The organism is Anaerocolumna chitinilytica, from assembly GCF_014218355.1.
GTDB classification, from domain to species: domain Bacteria; phylum Bacillota; class Clostridia; order Lachnospirales; family Lachnospiraceae; genus Anaerocolumna; species Anaerocolumna chitinilytica.
The window spans coordinates 4,515,637-4,532,926 of sequence record NZ_AP023368.1 but is presented as its reverse complement, the minus strand read 5'-3'; the positions used below and the strand labels follow the sequence as shown (position 1 = coordinate 4,532,926).

The 17,290-nt window shown below is 39.3% G+C and carries 15 protein-coding genes; 13 read left to right on the top strand and 2 right to left on the bottom strand.

Annotation, left to right across the window (positions count from 1 at the left end; genetic code table 11):
• The first annotated feature begins 5 nt into the window (after positions 1-5).
• From bsdcttw_RS19790 to bsdcttw_RS19745, 10 genes are all read left to right on the top strand, one after another.
• Entirely contained in the window at positions 6-794 is a 789-nt protein-coding gene (locus bsdcttw_RS19790; RefSeq protein WP_185256526.1) for a carbohydrate-binding protein, read from the top strand.
• A 366-nt stretch (positions 795-1,160) separates the two neighbouring features.
• A complete protein-coding gene (gene rfbA / locus bsdcttw_RS19785; RefSeq protein ID WP_185256525.1) occupies positions 1,161-2,030 on the top strand; it encodes a glucose-1-phosphate thymidylyltransferase RfbA in 870 nt (289 codons plus the stop codon).
• A 22-nt stretch (positions 2,031-2,052) separates the two neighbouring features.
• The gene (rfbC, locus tag bsdcttw_RS19780; RefSeq protein ID WP_185256524.1) at positions 2,053-2,607 is read left to right on the top strand and encodes a dTDP-4-dehydrorhamnose 3,5-epimerase; all 555 of its coding nucleotides are present in this window, start codon (positions 2,053-2,055) and stop codon (positions 2,605-2,607) included.
• 15 nt (positions 2,608-2,622) lie between these two features.
• Entirely contained in the window at positions 2,623-3,495 is an 873-nt protein-coding gene (gene rfbD, locus bsdcttw_RS19775) for a dTDP-4-dehydrorhamnose reductase (protein WP_185256523.1), read from the top strand.
• A gap of 101 nt (positions 3,496-3,596) precedes the next feature.
• Positions 3,597-4,670, top strand: a complete 1,074-nt coding sequence (gene rfbB / locus bsdcttw_RS19770; RefSeq protein WP_185256522.1) for a dTDP-glucose 4,6-dehydratase — start codon at positions 3,597-3,599, stop codon at positions 4,668-4,670.
• Positions 4,671-4,941: 271 nt separating this feature from the next.
• Entirely contained in the window at positions 4,942-5,706 is a 765-nt protein-coding gene (locus tag bsdcttw_RS19765; protein ID WP_185256521.1) for a cell wall hydrolase, read from the top strand.
• A 413-nt stretch (positions 5,707-6,119) separates the two neighbouring features.
• Entirely contained in the window at positions 6,120-7,652 is a 1,533-nt protein-coding gene (locus tag bsdcttw_RS19760) for an ATP-binding cassette domain-containing protein (RefSeq protein ID WP_185256520.1), read from the top strand.
• A 26-nt stretch (positions 7,653-7,678) separates the two neighbouring features.
• Positions 7,679-8,284 carry an HAD family hydrolase gene (locus bsdcttw_RS19755; RefSeq protein WP_185256519.1) on the top strand — a complete coding sequence of 202 codons (606 nt, stop codon included), beginning with the start codon at positions 7,679-7,681 and terminating at the stop codon, positions 8,282-8,284.
• 2 nt (positions 8,285-8,286) lie between these two features.
• The gene (locus tag bsdcttw_RS19750; RefSeq protein WP_185256518.1) at positions 8,287-9,297 is read left to right on the top strand and encodes a nucleoid-associated protein; all 1,011 of its coding nucleotides are present in this window, start codon (positions 8,287-8,289) and stop codon (positions 9,295-9,297) included.
• Positions 9,298-9,394: 97 nt separating this feature from the next.
• A complete protein-coding gene (locus tag bsdcttw_RS19745) occupies positions 9,395-10,204 on the top strand; it encodes a hypothetical protein (protein WP_185256517.1) in 810 nt (269 codons plus the stop codon).
• 119 nt (positions 10,205-10,323) lie between these two features.
• Here the strand turns inward: bsdcttw_RS19745 and bsdcttw_RS19740 are convergent, their stop codons facing one another.
• Entirely contained in the window at positions 10,324-11,610 is a 1,287-nt protein-coding gene (locus tag bsdcttw_RS19740; RefSeq protein WP_269140605.1) for an O-acetylhomoserine aminocarboxypropyltransferase/cysteine synthase family protein, read from the bottom strand.
• A 70-nt stretch (positions 11,611-11,680) separates the two neighbouring features.
• Complete coding sequence (locus tag bsdcttw_RS19735; RefSeq protein ID WP_185256516.1) at positions 11,681-12,118, bottom strand: RrF2 family transcriptional regulator; 438 nt, start codon at positions 12,116-12,118, stop codon at positions 11,681-11,683.
• Positions 12,119-12,265: 147 nt separating this feature from the next.
• On the opposite strand from bsdcttw_RS19735, the gene bsdcttw_RS19730 reads away from it, so the two are divergent.
• The 3 genes from bsdcttw_RS19730 (at position 12,266) to bsdcttw_RS19720 (ending at position 17,240) form a co-directional block, all read left to right on the top strand.
• Positions 12,266-14,002, top strand: a complete 1,737-nt coding sequence (locus bsdcttw_RS19730) for a sensor histidine kinase (protein ID WP_185256515.1) — start codon at positions 12,266-12,268, stop codon at positions 14,000-14,002.
• Positions 13,980-15,575: a response regulator transcription factor gene (locus bsdcttw_RS19725; protein WP_185256514.1), complete on the top strand. Its 1,596-nt coding sequence runs from the start codon at positions 13,980-13,982 to the stop codon at positions 15,573-15,575. The genes bsdcttw_RS19730 and bsdcttw_RS19725 overlap by 23 nt, the downstream gene beginning before the upstream one ends.
• A 153-nt stretch (positions 15,576-15,728) precedes the next feature.
• Positions 15,729-17,240, top strand: a complete 1,512-nt coding sequence (locus bsdcttw_RS19720) for an ABC transporter substrate-binding protein (RefSeq protein ID WP_185256513.1) — start codon at positions 15,729-15,731, stop codon at positions 17,238-17,240.
• Positions 17,241-17,290: the final 50 nt, after the last annotated feature.

Genomic DNA, 17,290 nt, shown 5'->3' with positions numbered 1-17,290 from the left:
CATATATGCAGCTGGAGCTTAAAGTATTAGATAAGGATGGGAGTTTACTTGCCTGCAGCAGTGGAGAAAGTGAAGTCAATCTTGTGTACAAGGAAGAATACAACGAGGGAGATAAAATAGTTATCAATTCAGATATGAAGAATTGCAATCTCCATGTCAGTATTGATGATGCTATTGGAGCTTCCACGGTATACATCACAAGAAATGAAATTATTTATCAGATACCATTTGGAGACGCAAGACTATCAATCTCTCCCAAAGCTTTTACTGGAAATATTCATCTTATTACAGTTAAAGAAGCTTTTGAAGAAGAGAAGAGGAACTACCGTAACCTTGCGTTAAATAAGATGGACCAGCATGGAGATACCGGTTGTTATCCTCATGGAACAGCCAATGTGGAGACAAGAGGAGAAGCGGTTTTTGCAGCAAAAAATGCAATAGACGGTATTACAGAGAACCGCTCCCATGGAGAATGGCCCTATTCTTCCTGGGGGATTAATAGAAGAGATGATGCGGAGTTCAAACTGGAATTTGGAAGAAGCATTATAGCCGAGAAAATATACCTATACACAAGAGCAGACTTTCCGCATGATAACTGGTGGCAGAGGGTTACGCTGACCTTTTCCGATGGCAGTTCAATGGACTGGGAACTGGAAAAGAGTGAGAAGGCACATGTGTTAGTGTTAAAAGAGAAGAAAATAGAGTGGCTGGTATTACATCACCTTATAAAGGCAGATGACCCCTCTCCCTTTCCCGCTCTGACACAGATGGAAGTGTACGGAAGAGAAGCATAAATTTTTGTAAAATGGGCTGTCGTAAAAGGAAGTCCAGCGGTTGTGAGACAAATCATACTCCGCTGGGCTTTATTTTGTGACAGCCTCTTTTCTGTTAATATGCTGATTTTATTGAAGAACTGTAGCATTTTGCTGAAATATGTGATGTAAATCCCGGCTTTTCCGTAAAAAAAGGGTACAAAATTAGGTCAAAGTATATTATAATACTATAGAGACTAGCTTATGGGAATTTATTACAAATAAAAAAACGAGAACCGTTAAGGTAAAAAAATATAAAATGCAAAAGATTTAAGTAATGCTCCTCTTCCGGGAGGGTTGCAAGCAAGCCCGTATACCATAAGCAGCGGGGAGAAAGGAAAGCGGAAAATGAAGGGAATAATTTTGGCTGGGGGATCCGGAACCAGATTGTATCCGGTAACAAAGGCAGTATCAAAGCAGATACTTCCAATCTATGATAAACCGATGATTTATTATCCGTTATCTGTGTTAATGTTAGCAGGTATCAGAGAGGTCCTTATTATATCAACACCAAGAGATCTGCCGGTATTTGAAGAATTATTAGGTGATGGAGCAGAGCTTGGGATGTCCTTCTCCTATGCTATACAGGAAGAGCCAAGAGGATTAGCCGAAGCTTTTATCATTGGTGAGGAATTTATCGGGGAGGATAATGTAGCTCTGGTATTAGGGGATAACGTCTTCTATGGAAGAAGTTTCAGCAATACCTTGCATAAAGCAGCTTCAAGAAAAGAAGGAGCGACAATTTTCGGATATTATGTAAGAGATCCCAAAGCATATGGTGTTGTGGAATTCGATGATAAAGGACAGGCTATCTCTATTGAAGAGAAACCGGAGAATCCGAAGTCTAATTACGCTGTTCCGGGACTATATTTTTATGATAATGAGGTAGTTCAAATCGCTAAATCCATTAAGCCCTCTGCCAGAGGAGAACTTGAAATCACCGCTGTCAATAATGCATATCTTGAAAAAGGCAGATTAAACGTAGAAACTATGGGCAGAGGAATGGCGTGGCTTGATACAGGCGGACATGATTCCCTGTTAGAGGCTTCTAATTTTGTGGCTTCTATTCAAAAAAGACAGGGCCTTTATATATCCTGTATTGAAGAGATTGCTTATAAACAAGGGTTTATTGACAAAGAGCAGCTGCTCAAATTAGCTCAGCCTTTACTTAAGACGGATTATGGGAAATATCTGATAGATGTGGCAGACGGGTTGTAGGAGCAGCAAGAAAGGGGATAGAATGGGACAGTTTCAATTTACACCATTAAGTATAGAAGGGTTGATTCTTATCGAGCCGAATGTATTAGGTGATAGCAGGGGATATTTTATGGAAACCTACAATTACGAAGACTTTAAAAATGCAGGAATTACAGATGATTTTGTACAGGATAATCAATCTGCTTCCCGAAGAGGAGTATTAAGAGGGTTACATTATCAAATTAATTACCCTCAGGCAAAGCTTGTAAGAGTGATAAAGGGAGAGGTGTTTGACGTAGCTGTGGATATCAGAAAAGGCTCACCCACCTTTGGGAAATGGCATGGTGAACTCTTAAGTGCTGAGAATAAGAAGCAATTCTTTGTTCCCAAAGGGTTTGCCCATGGCTTTTTAGTACTCTCAGAAGAAGCGGAGTTTGTTTATAAATGTTCGGATTTTTATCATCCGGAAGACCAGGATGGAATCTATTATAAGGATCCTTCTATTGGAATCGATTGGCCCATAGAAGAAGGTATGGAGATAATCCTGTCAGAAAAGGACAAAGCGGCAGGTGGATTAGAGAGTATTGAAAAACAATAAAGAAAGGTTAAAAATATGGAACGCAGAATACTGATAACTGGTGCTAACGGACAGCTGGGAATTGCAATCAATGATTTATTAAAGAACAGAGAAGATATTACATTGATTAATACCTGTGTTTTGGAATCTTCTGCTTATTGCCCGATAAAGTTAGATATCACCAATCCAATGGGGGTAATGAATCTGATTCAGGAGCTGAATCCACAGATAATCATAAACTGTGCGGCTCATACCCAGGTAGATTTGTGTGAGAGTGACCAGGATAGAGCTTACGCCATTAATGCCCTTGGCCCCAAGCACTTAGCAGAGGCAGCGCAGGCAGTAGAGGCCAGGCTTATACATATCTCTACGGACTATGTATTTAACGGAGAGAAAACAGAAGCTTATAAGGAAGAGGATGAAACAGACCCGAAGAGCGTGTACGGAAGTACAAAACTTGCGGGAGAAGAATTTGTTAAGAACATATGTGATAATTACCAGATAGTGAGGACTGCCTGGCTTTATGGTGAAGGAAAGAATTTTGTAAGGACCATGCTCCGTTTGGCGGAGGAAGGGAAAGACATCAAAGTGGTGGCAGACCAGTATGGCTGTCCGACAAGTGCCTTAGAACTGGCAAGAACTTTGGGATTTTTAATTGATACGGATGAAGTCGGTACTTTTCACGCAGTATGTGAGGGAGTAACTACCTGGTATGAATTTGCTGCCGAAATCTTTAAACAGACAGGCAAAGAGGTCAATCTTTCTCCTATATCCACGGAGGAATACCGTGTTGCTGCGAAACGTCCTCCTTATTCTGTTCTAAGCACAAAGAAACTAAATGATATGGGTTACCATATGAAGAATTGGAAAGATGCCTTAAAAGAATATTTAGATACTCAGGCTCAGTAGGAGCGAAAGCACTTGGATTAGAAACTTGCAAGCAAGCAGTAAAACAGTAGAAAGGATGCCGCCGTCTTACGGGAAACTGCGGCAGAATGGGAGCATAAACCATGAGAACATATCTGGTTACAGGAGGAGCAGGTTTTATCGGCTCTAATTATATACACTATATGTTTGAAAAGTACGGACAGGATATACATATTATCAATGTGGATGATTTGACTTATGCAGGAAATCTTGAGAACTTAAAAGCAATCGAAAATAATGAAGGTTATACTTTTATTAAAGCAGATATCAGAAATAAAGATGCCATACTGGAAATTTTTCAGAAATATGAAATTGACCGCGTTGTACATTTTGCTGCGGAGAGCCATGTGGATAGAAGCATTCGTAATCCGGAAGTTTTTGTCAGTACCAATGTCCTTGGAACTCTGAATCTATTAACAGCAGCCAAGACCGCATGGGAGATAGAAGACGGATATAAAGCAGATAAGAGATATCTGCAGGTTTCCACAGATGAAGTATATGGTTCCTTGGAAGAAGGAGACACCTATTTCTATGAAACTACCCCTCTGGATCCTCATAGCCCTTATTCGGCAAGTAAAGCCTCAGCAGATATGCTGGTAAAGGCTTATATGGATACCTTTCAGTTCCCGGCTAATATTACAAGATGCAGCAATAATTACGGACCCTACCAATTTCCTGAGAAGCTTATTCCTCTTATGATTAATAACTGCTTAAAGGGAGAGAAGCTGCCTGTATACGGTGACGGCAAGAATGTAAGGGACTGGCTTTATGTAGCGGATCATGCCAAGGCAATTGATATGGTAATGGAACAAGGAAGACTTTTCGAAGTATATAACATAGGCGGACATAATGAAAAACAGAATCTTGAGATTATTTCATTGATTCTTGAAACCCTGCAGGAACTCTTGCCAGAAGATGATATCAGAAAAGCACATATAAACGAAGGATTGATTCACTATGTGGCTGACAGAAAAGGTCATGACCGCCGTTACGCCATAGCACCGGATAAGATTAAAAGTGAAATTGGCTGGGAGCCGGAAACTTGCTTTAAGGATGGTATCCGCCTGACAATTAAGTGGTATCTGGAGAATTCTGAATGGATGGAACGAGTTACAAACGGGGATTATCAAAGTTATTACAAAGAAATGTATCGTTAACACCTATTTGTGTCAGAGGATAAAACACAGGAAAACAGCGGGTTTACAGACTTTTTTTAAGGGATGTCCTCCGGATAATGTCAAGTTTACGTCAAAAAGATTACAGAATTATTACAAAATGTTAGATAAAGGCTTGCAATCCTAAAAATGGTATGTTATAATTGTTACATAATTATTAATTGATTATTACTGGTCATTAACACTTGTTCAAAACCCGTAATAATTTGCAAGAAAAAATTATGTGGCGGATGCCAACAACAAGGAGCCTTTTATGAAATTCAGAAAGTTACTATTGTGTATGTTAGCGGGAATATTTTTAGCTGGTTTTGCTAATATATACACATATGCAGCAGAAGAAGATCAGATTACAACATCAAATACAGAGACTATAGATAAAACAGCCGATGCACAAACTACTTTGGCTGATACGAATATAACAACCGTAGCCGACAGTACAACAACTTCCACAGAACAAAGTAATGTAACAGATGCAGATGCTGCTACTGTAAAGGATGATAAGGCAACTGTCAGCACAACAACAAAAGAACAGACAACAAAGAAAACAACCAAAGCTACTGTAAAAACAACAAAGAAAACAACTACAAAAAAGACTACAGCAAAAGCTACTGTAAAAGCTACCGTAAATTACAGTAAAGCTGAATTAAGATTACTCTCCGCATTAATCTATTGTGAAGCCGGCGGAGAAGCATACAACGGAAAATTAGCAGTTGGTATTGTTGTAATGAATCGTGTTAGATCCGCAGCTTTTCCTGATAGCGTAAAATCAGTTATTTATCAGAGATATCAGTTCGGACCTGTAACAAATGGTGCTTTAAACAAAGCTCTTTCAGAATATGATTCCGGTAAATTTACTTCCCAGAACGAAAAAGCCTGTGTAAAAGCTGCAAAAGAAGCTTTAAGCGGACAGAAAAGCATTACTGTTGGCGGCAAGACCAAGAAGTTTGGAAGTTATTTATTCTTCAGTGGCAGATTACATGGTTATACCTACAGATTGGGACATCATCAATTTAAGTAATTTAATCCTAGGATAAAGCTGTTATGATTGCTGGTTATTGGCGGTTGTAGCAGTTTTTTTAATTCCAATTTTTATTGACTTGTGTTTTTTTGTGTGTTAAACTAAAAAAAGTTCATGAAATAATAATTTTGAAAGGATAAGAGAAATGATAAGAACATTCGCAAATGGCAAATTGAATAACAGCTTTTTATGCGGAATGTTTGTACTTTCATAAATTAAATCCTTCGAATTTGAACTGCACTACAGCAATACTGTAGGGCAGAGGAGCTATATTGGGTTAATTCATAAGCAGGTTAGACGTACAGGACATTTTCCGTAAAGGAAGATGTTTTTTTATTGCCTCAAATTCGAAAGAAAATTATGGTAGTACAAAGCATAAAAGCCAATACTATAACAAGAAGGAGTGCATGTGTATGTTGGATATTAGAAATGTGATAATTATAAACAGAGAGGATAACAGAGACCTCATAAAAGATTTTAGTTTCACTTTGAATAAAGGCGATAAAGCTGTAATAATCGGTGAAGAGGGAAACGGTAAAAGTACCCTGCTCAAATTTATTTATAACAAAAAATTAATTGAGGATTATTGTGATTTTTCCGGAACAGTAACAGGAAATGTTAAATGCGGGTATTTAAAGCAGGAAGCAGATCAGGAATGGCTTCAGATGAGTCCGGTAGAATATTTGGGAGAGTGTGACATTTACAGTATTCGGGATGAAAACATCTGGTCCCTGAATCCCGATCCTATGATTCTAAGTTCGGAGGCCCCGATTAAGAATTTATCGGGAGGAGAGCGAGTGAAACTGCAGCTTCTAAAGCTGCTCTGTGAGGAGCCTGAAATACTGCTCTTAGATGAACCCACCAATGATTTGGATATTTCCTCTTTAACTTGGTTGGAAGACTTTATTAATCGTTCTGATAAACCTATTCTTTATGTATCCCATGATGAAACCTTGATAGAACATACTGCAAATGTTATAATTCATTTAGAGCAACGAAAAAGAAAGACAGAACCCTACGTAACAGTCAGCTATATGTCCTATGAGGAATACAAAGATAAGAGAACTTCTTCCCTTAATAAACAGGAGATGACAGCCAGAAAACAGCGAGAAGAATATGATGATAAAATGGAACGTTTCCGACAAATATATGAAAAGGTAGAGTACCAACAGAATACCATATCAAGGCAGAATCCGGCCGGGGGCAGATTGCTTAAGAAAAAAATGAAAAATTTGAAATCCCAGGAGAAAAGGCTTGATAAGGAGCAGCAGGAATTTCTTGAGATTCCTGATACGGAAGATGCAATTCTTTATGATTTTCCTGATACTATCCATATCCCAAATGGAAAAAGAATACTGGAATTCTCTCTGGACAGATTAGAAGTAGGAGAAGGAGAACAGAAAAAGCTTCTTTCTGAAAATATCTTCCTACGCATTATGGGACCGGAGCATATTGCTATTATCGGTGATAACGGTACAGGAAAGACCACTTTACTTCGTATAATCGCCAAGGAATTGCTGGCAAGAAATGATATTAAGGCAGCCTATATGCCGCAAAACTATGAGGAGCTATTAGACTTTAAGCAAAGACCTATTGACTTTTTAAATACCAGCGGCAGGAAAGAAGATATTACCAAAGCTTATACCTATATGGGAGGTATGAAATTTACAAGAGATGAAATGGAGCATGCCATTGGGAGTTTAAGCGGTGGTCAAAAAGCGAAATTAATACTTCTTAAGATGATTCTGGAGGGAGTAGAGGTATTAATTCTGGATGAGCCTACAAGAAATTTAAGCCCTCTTTCCAATCCGGTAATAAGAGGCGTACTTTCAGCTTTCAAAGGTGTTATTATAAGTGTTACTCACGATAGAAAGTATATGGATGAGGTGGCAAATAAGCTTTACCGTCTTACCAAAGACGGACTAACCGAAGTAGCGAAGAGTTAAATAGCAGACAACGAGAGGAGAACTTAATGATTACAACTGTTGTATTAGATATCGGGCAGGTATTGGCAGCGTTTCGATGGGAGGATTATCTTAAGGAATGCGGCTATGATAAAGAGCTAAGAGAGAAGGTGGCGAAAGCCACCGTCCTCTCAAAATATTGGGGAGAACAGGATAGAGGAGCTATACCGGAAGAGGAGATTATAAATTGCTGCTGTGAATTAGATACTACAGTAGAAAAAGAAATCAGACAGCTTTTCCATGACATTACAAAGACCGTAATAGAATACCCCTATGCCAGGGACTTTATCAGGACATTAAAGAAAAATGGCTATAAGGTTTACCTGTTATCTAATTACGGAGAGAGAAACTTTGCTTATGCGAGAGAGAATTTTACTTTTATCCCAGAAGCAGATGGTCAGGTAATATCATATGAGGTAAAATATATAAAACCGGAGAAAGAGATTTATGAAGCACTGCTTTCAAAGTTCGGTTTCTCTGCTAATGAGGCAGTATTTCTGGATGATTCCGCTGCTAATATTGCTGGGGCTGGAGAATTTGGCTTTCACACCATATTATTTACGGAATATGAGAAAGCACTTAGGGAATTAAGAGCACTTGGAGTGAGGATATAAGTATGGAACGTGATGATATAATTGTAAGATGTGCCATTGTACATATACTGGATTCTGCAATTGGAATGCCGGTGTTTTCAGACCAGCTGCTGGAACTTGGGCCGGACCTGAATGATTTTTTAAGAGGACATATTTATAAGATTGCTGTCAGTGATGACAAGAAGGAATGCCGTTTCAACGAGGAAGAGAGTTCTTTATTTCAGTGTATAAAAAACTTTTCAGAGGACAATATGATAGCCGCAAGTCAAGAGATGGCAGGTATGCTCTATACTATTATGAATCAAAATATCGCCATACCCTCCGGTGATTTCTTTGTGGTAACCTATCAGACCGGCAGCACCCCTTATCTGGCACTTCTAAAAATGAACTATAAAGAAACCTATATTCATTACGCTTATTCACAGGAAGGGATGAATTATAACGATATTATTAAGCAGAAAGTGACTCTGCCTTCAGAAGGAGCCAGGCTGTCGGAGGCAGTATTAATAAATCTGAAAGATTATACTTTGCAGCTGGTTGAACGAAAAGTGGATGTAAACGGTGTAAAGACCAATTATCTTTCCACAATATATTTACAGTGTGCCACGGAGCTTTCCCAAAAGAGTAAGCTTGGTATTATTACGAAAGCAGTGGAACAGGTACAGGAGAAATATTTCGGAAATGACTTTGATAAAGCCATGGAGGTAAAAGCAGTCATTCATGAGGAATATACCAATCAAGGCGCAATCAGTGTTGAGTCTGTTGGTGAAAAGTTATTTGGAGAGCAGGCAGAAATTAAACAGGAGTTTTGTGATAAACTTAAAAAATACAATCTGGAAACAGAAGAAGTAAGACCGGTCAATAAACAGACAACGAAAAAATTTGAAAAACAATATCTGACAACGGATACCGGTATAGAGATCAACATTCCTATGGATCAGTATAATGATAAGAATAATGTAGAATTTATTAATAATCCGGATGGCTCCATATCTGTTTTAATTAAGAATATAAGTTCCATCACCAGTAAGTAAAGTGAAACTTTGCAAGTAAACTTTTATTAGGATGTTATCACAACTACAGATTCAAGAATATCCAATCTAAAATCGGATATTCACGGAAGGAGTTAATATGAGACTCAGAAGAATTACACTATTATTTGGTATTGTAATGATGATTGCCTTTATTTCGGCTTGCCATAAAAAAGATAAGAATGAGCCTGCAGACATAGAATTAACACCAAGCCCAACCATTACAGTAACTCCGGAAGTAACAACGCCGGTAGAGCCTACTGGGAACCCTTCACCTACCGTGACAGAAGAAGATGGCAAAGAACCTGATTCCGAGGTGGAGAACGAAGAGGAACTGGAGAATGAAGAAGCCGATGGGGTTGAGCTAACGGAAGAGGAAGCTGCTGACAGTATCAGAAAAGCTCTGGTAGATGATAGTTATACATATGAATTGCTGGATGACCATCTGAATGTAAATGATAAACTATATTACATTTTCCAAATCAGCAATGAAGGTAAGGTTGCATTACCAAATATAATAGTAGATAAAGTTTCAGGTAAAGTTATGTGTTACGGCAGTGATGGCAAGACATCTTCCATAACCGAACACTCGCTGTATCACAAATCAGAAGCCTCTCAGTCCGAAGAGAAGTCGGTAAAAAAGAATGAGATAACAAAAGAAGAAGCCCTTAAGTTACTTGAAAAAATTCCGGCTAAAACCTTGGGATTGCCAAAAGCTCTGACGGAATATACTGTGATTTATGACGATTGGATAACAAACGTTAAAGGTGTGGACTGTTATGGAATTAATGTTTATGAAAAGGGAGATCTAAAAGATACCTTTGCAGGAGCTTATTATGTTGCCACTGACGGAAGTAAGATATACCAGTATGATGTTGTAAAGGATAAGACGATTAACATAACCAAATAGTATTATTCTCTCTGCATGAAGCGGTATGGGCAGCCAAAATGAAAATAAGCGAAGGTTGAAGGTTATATCTGTCTAAAATAACCTTTAAGCCTTCGCTGATAAATATCTATGAATAAGAACTATTCGCCGAGTGCCTGGTTCAGGTCGTAGATTAAGTCCTCTACATGTTCTGTACCAACGGAAAGACGTATTGTATTGGGTTTGATACCGGAAGCTAAGAGTTCTTCTTCATTCATCTGTGAATGAGTCGTGCTTGCCGGATGGATAACCAGAGATTTTACATCTGCCACATTAGCAAGCAATGAGAATAATTCCAGTTTATCAATAAATTCCATAGCTTCTGCGGCACCGCCTTTGATCTCAAAGGTGAAGATGGAACTGCCGCCGTTGGGAAAATACTTCGTATAAAGCTCATGGTATGGATTATCTGCCAGAGAAGGATGGTTTACACTTTCTATCTTAGGATGCTTTGCTAAAAATTCTACGATTTTTAAGGTGTTTTCCACATGTCGTTCCACACGAAGGGAGAGTGTTTCTAAACCCTGGAGAAAGAGGAAGGAGTGGAAGGGGCTAAGGCAAGCGCCGGTATCCCTCATCAGAGTTACACGAATTTTTGTAACATAAGCAGCAGCACCTAAGGCTTTTGAGAAGGTTACGCCGTGATAGCTTGGATTGGGTTCTGTAAGCCCGGGGAATTTGCCGGAAGCTTCCCAGTCGAATTTACCAGAATCAACAATGACACCACCGATAGAGGTTCCATGTCCGCCAATGAATTTCGTAGCGGAATGTACAACAACATCTGCTCCGTATTCAATAGGACGAAGAAGATACGGGGTAGCAAAGGTATTGTCAACAATAAGCGGAAGCTTGTGTTTATGTGCCACTTCGGCAATAGCAGCAATATCAATAATATTTGAGTTAGGATTTCCAAGACTTTCAATAAAGATGGCTTTGGTATTCGGCTTGATAGCTTTCTCAAAACCGTCCTCCTCATCGGGATCTACAAAAGTTGTAGTGATGCCGTATTCCACTAATGTATGTGCAAATAGATTATAGGTACCGCCATAGATAGTTACAGCAGATACAATGTGGTCACCCGCATGGGCGATATTGGTCACCGCATAATGAACGGCAGCAGAACCGGATGCAGTGGCAAGAGCAGCAACTCCGCCTTCTAGTGCAGCAATTCTCTGTTCGAAAACATCTGATGTAGGGTTTCCAAGTCTGGAATAGATATTACCGGCTTCGGTTAGGCCAAATCTGGCAGCAGCCTGCTTGGCACTTGGAAACACATAAGAAGATGTCTGATAAATGGGAACGCAGCGGGCATCAGTTGCGGAATCCGGCTGCTCCTGACCTACGTGAAGCTGCAGTGTTTCAAAATGATATTTGCGTTTCTCTGACATAATAACTCCTTTCTTTCATACAGAATAATGATTTGAAGAATAAGGTCCTGCTATATTAGGTGATTTATTCTTAGATAACATAGTCATTCCCGGTAAGGCTGTTCTGTTTATCCACCAGGTCTGCCAAGGTTATATTATCTACTACATTATTGATAGCGTCATACATCTGCTTCCAGACGTCGAGAGTCGCACACTGGCCGCTCCTTGTACAGGGATCAGCACCATCTTCCAGACAGCTGACCGGTGCCAGACTGCCTTCTATTAATCTAAGAATTGCGCCAACAGTATATTCCTCCGGAGCTTTGGCAAGACGGTAACCACCCTGTGCTCCGCGGATACTCTTAACGAAACCAGCACGGCTAAGTTGAGTTATAATTTGTTCTAAATATTTATCGGATATTTCCTGCCTGGCAGAAATACTTTTGATTGTCACGTATTCACCTGTGTTGTGAAGAGCCAGGTCCAGCATAAGACGCAATGCATAACGGCCTTTCGTTGATATTTTCATTGGTTCCTCCTTCTAAAAATGCTTATTACCTTATAATAGCATTGGAATAGTAGGATTTCAAGGGGGAAAAAAGCTATTCTATCGTTTAGGCGATAAAATAAGGTATAATAAGAGTAATTATAATACAGATCAAAGGGATGAGAGAGTATGAAGAGATTGACCAAGAGGACAACAAAGGGACAGATAATGCTGATAATGTTTCTATTAGTGGTGCCTTTGCTGGCAATGCTGCTTCTTTACAATGTATATATGCTTCAGGTGGTTAATAAAAAGATTACCCAGAATAACGAGAATACGATATATTTATACGAAACCCTTTTGGAGCAGGACATTGACAGCGCCCAATACTATTTGTCCAATTCCTTAGCCAATGACAGGAGCTTTTTAAGGTGGAATTACCAGCTAAATACACTGGAAGTATACATGTGCGGTCAGGATATCCTGGAGAAATACGACGATTATTTTACTACCCATAAAAATACAATCGGTATTTTATTTGCTTATTCCCAGAGGTATAATAAGTTCCGGATAAGCTATAATGGAGTTGATACTTATAAATATAAGCAAAAGACTGCTATAAAGGATTATATCTATAAAATAATCAAAGAGAATAAGATAAGCTCCGGCTGGTCTATATATGATATAGACGGCAGCAGATATGTGATGCTGATACTTAAGAATGGGACGACCTATGCCGGTGCTGTAATGAATTTTGACCTGGTGATAAAGCCTCAGGACAAGTTGGGTTATAAGGGGATGGATTTGCTTGCCTACACTTCCATGGACGGAAGACCTCTTATCTATGAGGATTATTTAAAGAAAAACGGGATAGAGATAAAACAGTCAAAGAGAAACTATTATATATCCGGCAATAACCATGATTTTATGATTGTGCAGAGGCCGTTTTTGGATGGGGGAATCAATCAGCTCTATATTACTCATTACCAGGGGCTCCTCAACTATATGGATATCAGTCAGTTGATTCTGCTGGCAATGTCGGTCCTTATTACTCTGGCCCTGCCCTTTATTTATCTGATACTTCGAAGAACTTATTTTTTGCCAATGAACCGGTTAATCTCAACTATGGAATCCATTAAGGAAGGCAATATGGAAGCTAAAATGAGTGAGAATTATACAATCGATGAATTCTTACAGGTAAGCAAGACCTTCAATGAAATGATTGAACAAATTAAATGGATGAGAATAGCCGCTTATGAAAAAGAAATGGAAATGAAAAACACGCAGATGCAGTATCTGCAGATTCAGATAAGACCACATTTCTTTTTGAATTGTCTGAAGAATTTTTACGCACTTGCAGAACAGAAAAAATATCAGGAAATCCAGAACATGATACTGGTGCTCTCCGATTATCTTAGGAGGATGTTCCGCAATAATTCTGTACGGATTTCAGTATCCAGCGAGATGGAGAACGTAAGGAATTATATTCTTTTACAGCAGATGAGCCTTTCCAATCCGCCCAGCTGCAATATTGATATTGACACAAGTCTTATGGATTTTCAGATACCACCTCTGTCTATCCTGACCTTTGTGGAGAATTCTGTGAAACATGGAGGACAGCTGGACAGGAACCTGATAATATCCGTAAGAATCTCATTAATAAAAGATGAATCGGAATCCTTTGTATGCATTACTATCTTAGATAACGGTATGGGTTTTTCCGATGAAGTATTGGGAAAGATTAACGGAACAAACGGGGAACTGGACAGAGAAAATATCGGTATAAGCAATGTAAAGAAAAGAATAGAATTAATATACGGAGAGCGGGGAACTATTCTGTTCAGCCGGTCCAATGGCTCCTGTATAGAAATCTATCTACCCTATGAGAATAAAGAGGCAGAAAATGACAGTACTAATCGTAGATGACCAGACCGTTGTAGTCAGTGGAATACTATTTGGAATTGATTGGAGCAGATTAAAGATTGATCGTACGCTGAAGGCTTATAATGCCTACGAGGCAAAAAAAATTCTGCAGGAATATCAGGTTGATATTATGCTTTGTGATATCGAGATGCCGGTGGAAAACGGCTTAAGCCTTTATGCCTGGACCAAGGAGCAAAATATGGATCTGGAATGTATATTCCTGACAGCCCATGCTGATTTTATGTATGCGAAAGAAGCAATACGTCTTGGAAGCTTTGAGTATATCCTGCAGCCCGCCCGCTATGAAGAAGTTGAAAATGCTATCCTTCGCGCTATGGAAAAACTCCATGTAAAAAGGAAGAAGACAGAATATTCTTCTTATGGAAAGGCACTCTTTGAGAAAAAAGATGTGCTTATGGAAGGACTATTAAAGGAAGTATTTTTGGGGAAAGGTCAGGATGTTAATGCTTCCTGTCAGACCCTGGAGACTTTGGGAGTACATCTTAAGACCGGCAGATTGGGATATTCCTGCCTGGTTCATATCCAAAGATGGAGTATGGCAATTGATACCTGGGAATCACAGCTGTTGCGCTATACTATGAATAATGTGGTTTCGGAGCTGTTTTCCTATTATGGACAGAAGATTCTGCTGTTACAAATTGACAGGGAAAATTATGTATTTGCTGTATATACGGAAGAAGTCCATGAAATGGATGAGGAATCGGTTTACCGGCAGTTAGGGCAGCTTCTTGAGGTATATGAGAAGTATTTTCTCTGTAGAATTGCCTGTTATTTCAAAAGCTGCAAGGAGGTAACGGAATTGCCTCAAAGCATTGAAAAGCTGATAAAACAAAAGGAAGATAATGTAGCGCTTTTAAGCAAGGTGTTCTTGCCGGAGCAGGCTGGAAAGATAATAGAAAAAGAAGAAAGAAATCAGAATTTATGTGAGGGCTTGGAAGAACTTCTGCTAAACGGAGCGGCGGAGGGACTTCAGAAGGAAGCTTTTTTGATTCTAGACCGCATGTACCAGGAAGAAGGGCTTGGAGCGGACTTTCTCAGAAGGTTCTATCATGAATTTATGCAGTTGGTTTACTCTGTTTCAGACCGGCTTGGTATAAAACCCAGTCAGATCTTTGAGAGCCAGGAGGTCTTAAAAAAATCCCTGACGGCATATACCTCCGTAGAGGAAATGAAATGGCTGGTAAAATATATTGCTGCTTTCTTTAATGAAACCCAGACCTCCGATGAAAAACAAAAGAATCAGATAGATACCATATTGCAGTATATCAGGAGTAATCTGGATAAGGATATAAGGCGCGGGGATATTGCCGGGCTGGTATTTTTAAACCAGAATTATGTTTCAAGGCTGTTTAAAAATGAAATGGGGATTTCGTTGAAAGAGTATATTATACAAGAGAAGATGAAATCTGCCCAGATTTTATTAAAAGGCACTCATATGTCCATCAGCATGATTGCCACTAAGGTAGGCTATTCGAATTTCTCTCATTTTTCTCAGACTTATAAAAAAATTATGGGTGTGGCACCTGTGGATGACCGGATGAGGGAGGATAACTAAAAAAAGTTACATTTCTGATAAGAAATGTAACTTTTTTATTGGTGAAATAGAAAGAGGTTATTTTATTAATGATGAAAAGTAACAGAACTGGTAGAGTATAAAAAGAAAGAAGGGTAAAATAAAAGCATAAAAAGGAAGGAGCAATGAGGAGTAATGAAAACTATAGTTGGTAAAAAAATAGCAGCGTTGTTCATAACAGTGGCAATGCTTACCGCAGCCCTTGCAGGCTGCAGCAAATCGGGAGATTCATCCGGTGCTTCAGGAGATAAGAAAGAGGAAGCACAGGGAAAAGAGGATATGTACACAGTAACAGTTTATGCACCTTACGCGGCTACCACGGAGGATTGTGATGCAATTGCTGCTAAGATCAGCGAAATAACGGAAAAAGAGATTGGCTGTAAAGTTGAATTGGTACGAAATGTAACGAAGGAACAGTTAAATCTTGCTCTTACTTCCGGAGAAAAACTGGATTTATTCTATGCATTTCCCTGGGAAGTATCACTTTCTTCCATGGCTTCCAGTAATCAGATAGTCGCTATGGATGATCTGCTGAAACAATACGGAAGTGATATGCAAAACTCCATATCGGCTGATGATTTTAAATGTGTGACGGTGGGTGGCAAAGTATATGGTATCCCTATGAACAAAGACAAAGCCCAGGCTAGAGGCTTTTTAATGGATAAAGCCATTGCAGATGAAGTAGGAATCGATTACACCGTAAAGAAAACCTATGCTGAATTGGAAGCTGACCTGCAAAAGGTCAAAGATGCTCATCCTGATATCTGGCCGGTTGTAGCAAATGCCGGTACAATGATGAGACCTCTTCCGGTGGATACCCTGGGTGACAATCTTGGAGTTCTTGAGAACGCCTTGGGAGATAGCACACAGGTTGTGAATCTTTATGATTCTAATTCCTATAAAGAGTATGTAGGTTATATGTATAAATGGGCTCAGAATGGACTTATGATGCCGGATGCGGCAAATACGACGGAATCCTATGATGCGCTTATTCGTTCCGGTGTAGGTTTTGGTACCTTTACCCCAATCAAGGCCGGATTTGAAGCGGAAGAAACAAGAAAATGCGGTAAGGATATTGTTGCTGTAACCATGTATGATGCACATTCTATCACAACAATGGTGAATGCTGCCTGGTGTATTGCAAACAACAGCAAGAACCCGGATAAGGCAATGCAGATGCTCAATCTGATGTACACCAATCCGGAAGTAGCCAATCTATTTGTTAATGGCATTGAAGGAAAGAATTACAAATATGTAGATAAAGAGAAAAATATTATAACATATGCAGATGGCATTGACGCCTCCAATACAGGCTATTCCGTTGTTGGCTGGGCTTGGCCAAACGAACAGATAACCTCCGTATGGCAGGGAGATGATGCGGATGTTTGGACAAAGCTTGGTGAATTTAACAAAGCTGCCAAATCCTCACCGGCAAAGGGCTTTGTTTGGGATAATTCCAAGGTGTTAAATGAAGTGACTGCCTCTCAAAATGTAATCAGTAAATATGAAGCCAGTCTGGACTGCGGTTCTGTCAATCCTGACGAAGCACTTCCGAAAATGAATGAAGAGTTAAAATCAGCAGGACTTGATAAGATAATTAAAGAAAAGCAACAGCAGTTAGATGCCTGGCTGGCAGCTAATAAATAATTAAGTGATGATATCCGGCAGAGCGTGAAGCTTGCCGGATATCTGGTTTA

What these genes read in the sequence shown, in the direction of transcription:
- bsdcttw_RS19765 (WP_185256521.1), top strand. Translation starts at nt 4,942, where the DNA reads ATGAAATTCAGAAAGTTACTATTGTGTATGTTAGCGGGAATATTTTTA.
- bsdcttw_RS19740 (WP_269140605.1), bottom strand. Translation starts at nt 11,610, where the DNA reads ATGTCAGAGAAACGCAAATATCATTTTGAAACACTGCAGCTTCACGTA.
- bsdcttw_RS19750 (WP_185256518.1), top strand. Translation starts at nt 8,287, where the DNA reads ATGGAACGTGATGATATAATTGTAAGATGTGCCATTGTACATATACTG.
- bsdcttw_RS19725 (WP_185256514.1), top strand. Translation starts at nt 13,980, where the DNA reads ATGACAGTACTAATCGTAGATGACCAGACCGTTGTAGTCAGTGGAATA.
- rfbD (WP_185256523.1), top strand. Translation starts at nt 2,623, where the DNA reads ATGGAACGCAGAATACTGATAACTGGTGCTAACGGACAGCTGGGAATT.
- bsdcttw_RS19790 (WP_185256526.1), top strand. Translation starts at nt 6, where the DNA reads ATGCAGCTGGAGCTTAAAGTATTAGATAAGGATGGGAGTTTACTTGCC.
- bsdcttw_RS19760 (WP_185256520.1), top strand. Translation starts at nt 6,120, where the DNA reads ATGTTGGATATTAGAAATGTGATAATTATAAACAGAGAGGATAACAGA.
- bsdcttw_RS19745 (WP_185256517.1), top strand. Translation starts at nt 9,395, where the DNA reads ATGAGACTCAGAAGAATTACACTATTATTTGGTATTGTAATGATGATT.
- bsdcttw_RS19720 (WP_185256513.1), top strand. Translation starts at nt 15,729, where the DNA reads ATGAAAACTATAGTTGGTAAAAAAATAGCAGCGTTGTTCATAACAGTG.
- rfbC (WP_185256524.1), top strand. Translation starts at nt 2,053, where the DNA reads ATGGGACAGTTTCAATTTACACCATTAAGTATAGAAGGGTTGATTCTT.
- bsdcttw_RS19730 (WP_185256515.1), top strand. Translation starts at nt 12,266, where the DNA reads ATGAAGAGATTGACCAAGAGGACAACAAAGGGACAGATAATGCTGATA.
- rfbA (WP_185256525.1), top strand. Translation starts at nt 1,161, where the DNA reads ATGAAGGGAATAATTTTGGCTGGGGGATCCGGAACCAGATTGTATCCG.
- bsdcttw_RS19735 (WP_185256516.1), bottom strand. Translation starts at nt 12,118, where the DNA reads ATGAAAATATCAACGAAAGGCCGTTATGCATTGCGTCTTATGCTGGAC.
- bsdcttw_RS19755 (WP_185256519.1), top strand. Translation starts at nt 7,679, where the DNA reads ATGATTACAACTGTTGTATTAGATATCGGGCAGGTATTGGCAGCGTTT.
- rfbB (WP_185256522.1), top strand. Translation starts at nt 3,597, where the DNA reads ATGAGAACATATCTGGTTACAGGAGGAGCAGGTTTTATCGGCTCTAAT.